Genomic DNA, 6,047 nt, shown 5'->3' on the forward strand with positions numbered 1-6,047 from the left:
AGCTTCAGTAGATAGATTTAATGAAAGCGATGGTTTTGGCTGTATGATATTATCGCCTAGAGCAGCTGGAACAGGGCTAAATATTACCGGAGCAAATCACGTGATTCATTATACCCGATGGTGGAACCCGGCCGTAGAACAGCAGGCAACTGATCGTGTCTATAGAATCGGCCAAGAAAAGGAAGTTAATGTTTATTATCCGATCATGACTGCAGATAGAGAAACAGTTGAAGAAAAGCTGCACCGTCTTTTAGAGGAAAAGAAAAGATTAGCTAAAAATATTATTGTACCTAATAACCCTATCCAGGGAGAATTGATGAAAGAGATGGATCAAGAAATGGAATGAATAAATTTTGAATAATATATAATTTTAATTAATAGAGGAGACGTGATAAAATGAGAGTTGATATTGATGCTCAAGAAATCTACATAAAAAATTTATTTAGTGAAAAATATTTGTTTCAGATTCCAAATTTTCAAAGACCTTTTTCTTGGACAGTGGAAAATTTTGCTCAGCTATTTGAAGATTTAAATGATGCCAAAAATAATAACCAGGAGCTATTTGCTGATGATGTACAAAAATATGAGCCATATTTTATAGGCAGTATTATTTTATGTACAGATGAAAGCAGAGCAGATGGCTCTGGAGTTTATGATATTATTGATGGTCAGCAGCGGTTAACTTCTTTAGTTATTCTAATGGCTGTCTTAAGAGATTTAGCTGTAAATAAAAAAGCATACGACAATTTGTCTGAAAAAATTTATCAGGAAGAAGATGAGTTTGCCGGCACCTCAGAGAGCATCAGATTAAAAGTTAGAGATAAAGAAAGAAAATTTTTTAAAGAAAATGTCTTAACACCTGGTAGTACTAAAAATGTTGATCGGATTGATTTAAGAGATTTGAGTGAACCAAAAATTAATATAGTTGATGCTGTTAAAACTTTTAGGGACAAATTGATTACAGATAATGATGCAGATCAAAATCTGATTAATGATATGACCAAGTATATCTTACAAAAATTAGTTTTAGTAGTTGTAAAAACAAATTCAATATATTCTGCATTTCGTTTATTTAATGTGATTAATGCTAGAGGTATGCCATTATCTAATTCAGATTTACTAAAAAGTGAAAATTTAAGAGAAATAAAAGACAGCAAAGAACAGGACAAGTATGCTAAACTGTGGGAAGATATGGAAGAAGAAGTTGGTAGAGAAGAAATAGAAGATCTGATAAGTTTTATCCGCAGTATTAAGTTAAAAGAAAAAGCTAAAAGTTCAATTTATGAAGAATTTGATAAAAAAGTTTTTGTTAAAGAAAATGATTTTAAAGGCAAGCCCTTTATAGAATATTTAAATAAAGTAAAAAATATATATCAGAAAAAATTATTGGACGCAGATATTACTGCTGACGATGAGAGAAAATCAACATATTATCACAACTTAGTTTCACTTATGTACAATTATTTACCTTTTAAAGACTGGATGATAGCGCCTATCCGTTTTAGCGAAAAATTTAGTGATCCACTACTGTATGACTTTATAAAAAAATATGAAAAACGAATTGCTGTGGATTGGGTTAAAGGGTTAGGCTATACTGCCAGACTTTCTCAAATTTATAGAATTGTTAAGCTGATTGAAAATCAAGATGATGTTTATGATATTTTTAATTCAGAATTGTTATCTATTGACGAAAAAGAAATTCCCAATCTAGAAGATGCTCTAAATTATCGTGATTTTTATAAAAAAGGCAGGTGGCAGGTGCCTAAATACGTCTTACTTCGTCTTGACCTTGATCAGAGAAATAGTGACAGTGTTAAAATTAATTATGGTGATAATATAAGTGTTGAACATATTCTACCTAAGCGAGCTGATGCTGCTTACTGGACTGAAAGATTTGATGACAGAGCTCAATATGAATGGAAAAATAGATTAGGTAATTTAGTTCCTCTCAACGGTAGAAAAAATACTAGAGCAAGTAATAAAGCATTTACTGATAAAGTTGAAGATTATTTTGATAAAAAGAAAAATGATTTCGTATTAGTTGAAGAACTAAAGGATTATAATGATTGGAATTTAGATAATTTAAAAAAAAGACATAATGAGCTTATTCAAAAAACCATAAATATCTTGACAAATAATTAGTTAAATTCGATATTAATATAAATTGGAGGAATAGAAATTATGAAAACTCTTTCTAATTCAGTTAAGGTTAGAGAAAGTGTCTTTGATAGAACAATGAAAGATGAGGTCTTAGATCTTTCAGACTTAAAAAATGGTAACATTGATCCAGAAAGATTTTTTAAAGAAACATTTATCACCGACAACATGGAAACAGTTTTTGATACTGCAATGAATAAATTTAGAAACAGATCAGGAAACAGCATTATTAAATTAACCCAAGCTATGGGTGGCGGTAAAACCCACAACATGATTGCTCTGGGATTATTAGCTAAATATCCTGATTTAAGAAAAAAGACTCTTAACGGCAAATATAATGATGTAGAAGGTGAGATTAGAACAATATCTGTTACAGGTAGAGAATCTGATATGAATTATGGTACCTGGGGAGAGATTGCCAAACAGCTGGGCAAAAAAGAACAGTTTAGTGAATATTATTCTCCACTTCAGGCACCCGGTCAAACTGCTTGGATTAACCTACTGGAAAGTTCTACACCTACTCTTATATTATTAGATGAGCTGCCGCCATATTTAAATAATGCTAAGACTAGAACTTATGGGCAGGGTACACTATTAGATATTGAAACAACAGCAATAGCAAATTTATTAAATGCTATAAATAAAAAAGAATTATCTAATGTTTGTTTAGTTATATCTGATCTTGAAGCTACATATGAGGAAGAATCAGAAATAATTCAAGGTATGTTTAAAGAACTCGATGGAGAAATAAATCGCTTTTCTTTAAATCTAGAACCTGTATCAAGCAACAGTAATGACCTTTATGATATTTTGAAAACTAGAATGTTTGAAGGCTTACCAGAAGAAACTGAAATCAACAAAATAGCTAATGGCTTTAAGAACAGCGTCAACGAAGCTGTAGAAATGGGATATACAGATGAAGTTCCGAGTGAAATTGCTTCAGCAGTTAGAGATACATATCCCTTCCACCCTTCTTTTAAAGATTTAGTCGAAAGATTTAAGGAAAACCAGGGTTTCCAAAAAACTCGTGGTGTTATCAGATTGACTAAGAAGATGCTTAAAGGTATTTTTAGAGAGTCAGACAAAGCTGATAATCTATATCTAATTAATCCTTATGATATTGATTTAAATAATGCTGAAATGGCTAATGAAATTAAATCAATTAAACCAGAGTTTACAAATGCCATAAGCCATGATATTGCAAATAACGGCCATTCTGTTGCAGAGAGAATTGATAAATCTACAGATTCTCAGGATGTCCAAGATGTTTCAAAACTGATCTTAATGTCTTCTTTATCAAAAGCTACTGAGGCAATAGTTGGTCTATCAGTGAGTGAAATCTTTACTTATCTTGTCGCTCCAAATAGAGATATCACAAAAATCAGAAGCGGTATTGAAGAACTGCAGGAAAAAGCCTGGTATTTATATAAACACCATAACAAACTGCTCTTTAGACAGACTAAAAATGTAGTTGCAGAAATGCAGGATGAAATAAAAAATCTAAGCCGCAGTCAGGCTAAATTATATATTAAAGACTTACTCGAAGAGGAGTTTGAACCTAATGATAATGATTGTTACCAAAATTTAATGGTTTTTCCTTCAATAGAGGAGATTGAATTATCTAAAGAAAAAGTGTCTCTTATAATTTCTGAACCTAGTGAGGGCAGTGATGGTCTAAAAAGTGAATTAAAGCAGTTTTTTGAGGAAGTAGAATATAAAAATCGAGTTATGTTTTTAACAGGTCAAAAAAATGTTATGAATAAGCTTTTAGAAACCGCCAAAAAAGTTAGAGCAATTAATAATATAATTTTTAGAATGCAGGCCGATAATGTCAGCGACAGAGACAGTGAAATGCAGCAGGCTATGGATTTAAAAGATAAAACTGGCAACAGGTTGAATTCCAGTTTAAGAGAGACTTTTACGACTTTGTATTATCCCAGAAATAATGTATTAAAAAATACTAATTTAATTATGAAGTTTTCTCAAAACAACTTTAATGCTGAAAAAGAAATTAAAAACACTTTAATCAGTGAAATGAAGTTTACTAAAGATATTGAACCAAAGAAATTACGGAAACGATTTGATAAAATTATCTTCACAAGAGATAGAATGACTTGGAATGAATTAATTGAAAGAACTGCTACTGAAACAAGGTGGCTGTGGCATAAACCGGATGCTCTTGGGGAACTAAAGGAAGATTCACTGCAGAAAGAAATCTGGTTTAAAGATGGTAATTATATTGATAAAACTCCTCCAAAAAAAGAAACTAATGTTAATGTTACAAAAATGAGCACTGTAAGTGAAAGTGGTATTTCTACACTGCGCATTACTCCAGTTAATGCAGATGAAGTTTATTATGAGATAGGTCAAGAGCCGACTACGGCTTCCAAAAAAGTAGAAAACTATAACTCGTTTGAAGCAACTGATTTAGTCTACTACTTTTTAGCAGTTGATTCAGAAGGTGTTAATGAAACTGGAGATCCTGTAAAATGGGAGAATGATATAAATCTGCAGTATAAAGAGTTAACAATTAAAGGGAAAGATGCACTAAAACTGCAGGCAACACCAAGTAATTGTGAAATCAGATATACTACGGATGGTTCTTCTCCAAAAGAAAATGGAGGCGTTTATCAGGAACCAATTATTATACCTGAAAATGCAAAATACATTCAGGCAGTTGCAGTAAATGAAGAACATGATATAGTATCTGATGTGCTGCAGTATGAAGTTAAAGAAAATGAAGTTACAGTTGATAGCGATAAGCCTGTTAAATTAACAGAAGCTCAAACTCCAAAAGGAACAAAAGCGACATATGAGGAGCTTGAATTTTTAAATGAAACAAATGCGACTTTTAAACAGGCACAATTTATTATTACAGGTAGAGGTAAAGCTGATTTTTCTTTGACTTTTATGATAGATAAAGTAGAAATAGATGATATGAATATGTTAGAAGAACAACTAAAAAATATTAAAGATAATTTTGTTGGAGAAAAGCCCCATGATTTAACTGCTAACATAACTGGTATTAAATTTAAAAGCGGCAGAGATTTTTTGAGATGGCTTGAAAAAAATGAATTTAACTTAGAGATGTATAAAAATAGATTTAGTCAACATTAAGGAGATGATCTTTTGAGCCAAGTAAAAACTTATGGATTTGGTTTTAATCCAAAAGAAACCAATCATCATTTCCTCTTAGAAATACCAACTGGAAATGCTAAAATAACAGTATATGAGAGATTTAACTGGGATCAAGATGAGCAGGTTAGTGATTTAAATGATAAAGATAAAAAAGTGATTTTAAGTAAGACCAAATGGAATAAAGTTAAAAATGTAATCAAAAAAGAATTTAATAGGCGTTTAAAAGATGAAGGACTTCCAGCAGGAGATTTTGACAGTTATTATGTACCTTTAGAGCGTTTATATGGTAAAGAATTAATGCTTCTGCTTTGGGCTATAGAAAATGCTGAAGTAGGGGTTATTGATTTAGCCATCAAAAACTGGCTGGGTTTATCACCTGAAGAGAGATGGTGGCTTTTTACAATGACTAATGCTTCAACGGGTCATTACAGTGACAACCGTGGCTGGAGAATAGCTTTAAGATATGCACTAACAGAAAACCCTGTAGATAATAAATTAGCAGGCAGCTTTGTACAGCGATTATTTTAAGATAAACTAGATAAATCTCAAGAAATTTAGAGTAATACGGTAAGATGTCAAGAGTAAAATAAGAAATAATTTAATTTATTTGGCTGAAATTAGTTAAATTAGGCATAGACCTATCCGCCTAGCCCGAATAGTAATTTTTTACCAATTCAGCCCATGACTAAATAATAGTTCTGATAGAAAATAAAGTAAACAGACTAATTTGCAATAATTATCTACCTCCGTGG

General features: G+C 31.5%; 4 protein-coding genes. All 4 read left to right on the forward strand.

The features are described from left to right. Window positions 1-346: helicase-related protein (locus tag CI949_RS15310; RefSeq protein ID WP_290767850.1), on the forward strand; the 346-nt coding region annotated here is incomplete at its 5' end. Window positions 347-396: 50 nt separating this feature from the next. Then, window positions 397-2,142 (forward strand): DUF262 domain-containing protein, encoded by a 1,746-nt coding sequence (locus CI949_RS15315; protein WP_110301123.1) that lies wholly within the window; start codon window positions 397-399, stop codon window positions 2,140-2,142. A 39-nt stretch (window positions 2,143-2,181) separates the two neighbouring features. Next, window positions 2,182-5,274 (forward strand): DUF499 domain-containing protein, encoded by a 3,093-nt coding sequence (locus CI949_RS15320; protein ID WP_110301124.1) that lies wholly within the window; start codon window positions 2,182-2,184, stop codon window positions 5,272-5,274. A 12-nt stretch (window positions 5,275-5,286) separates the two neighbouring features. Then, window positions 5,287-5,823, forward strand: a complete 537-nt coding sequence (locus tag CI949_RS15325; protein WP_108141010.1) for a DUF3780 domain-containing protein — start codon at window positions 5,287-5,289, stop codon at window positions 5,821-5,823. The last annotated feature ends 224 nt before the right edge of the window (window positions 5,824-6,047 follow it).

It is taken from the genome of Halanaerobium sp. (genome assembly GCF_003070835.1).

Excerpts from the sequence above, each read along its gene's own strand:
- CI949_RS15315 (WP_110301123.1), top strand. The coding sequence starts at position 397 with ATGAGAGTTGATATTGATGCTCAAGAAATCTACATAAAAAATTTATTT.
- CI949_RS15320 (WP_110301124.1), top strand. The coding sequence starts at position 2,182 with ATGAAAACTCTTTCTAATTCAGTTAAGGTTAGAGAAAGTGTCTTTGAT.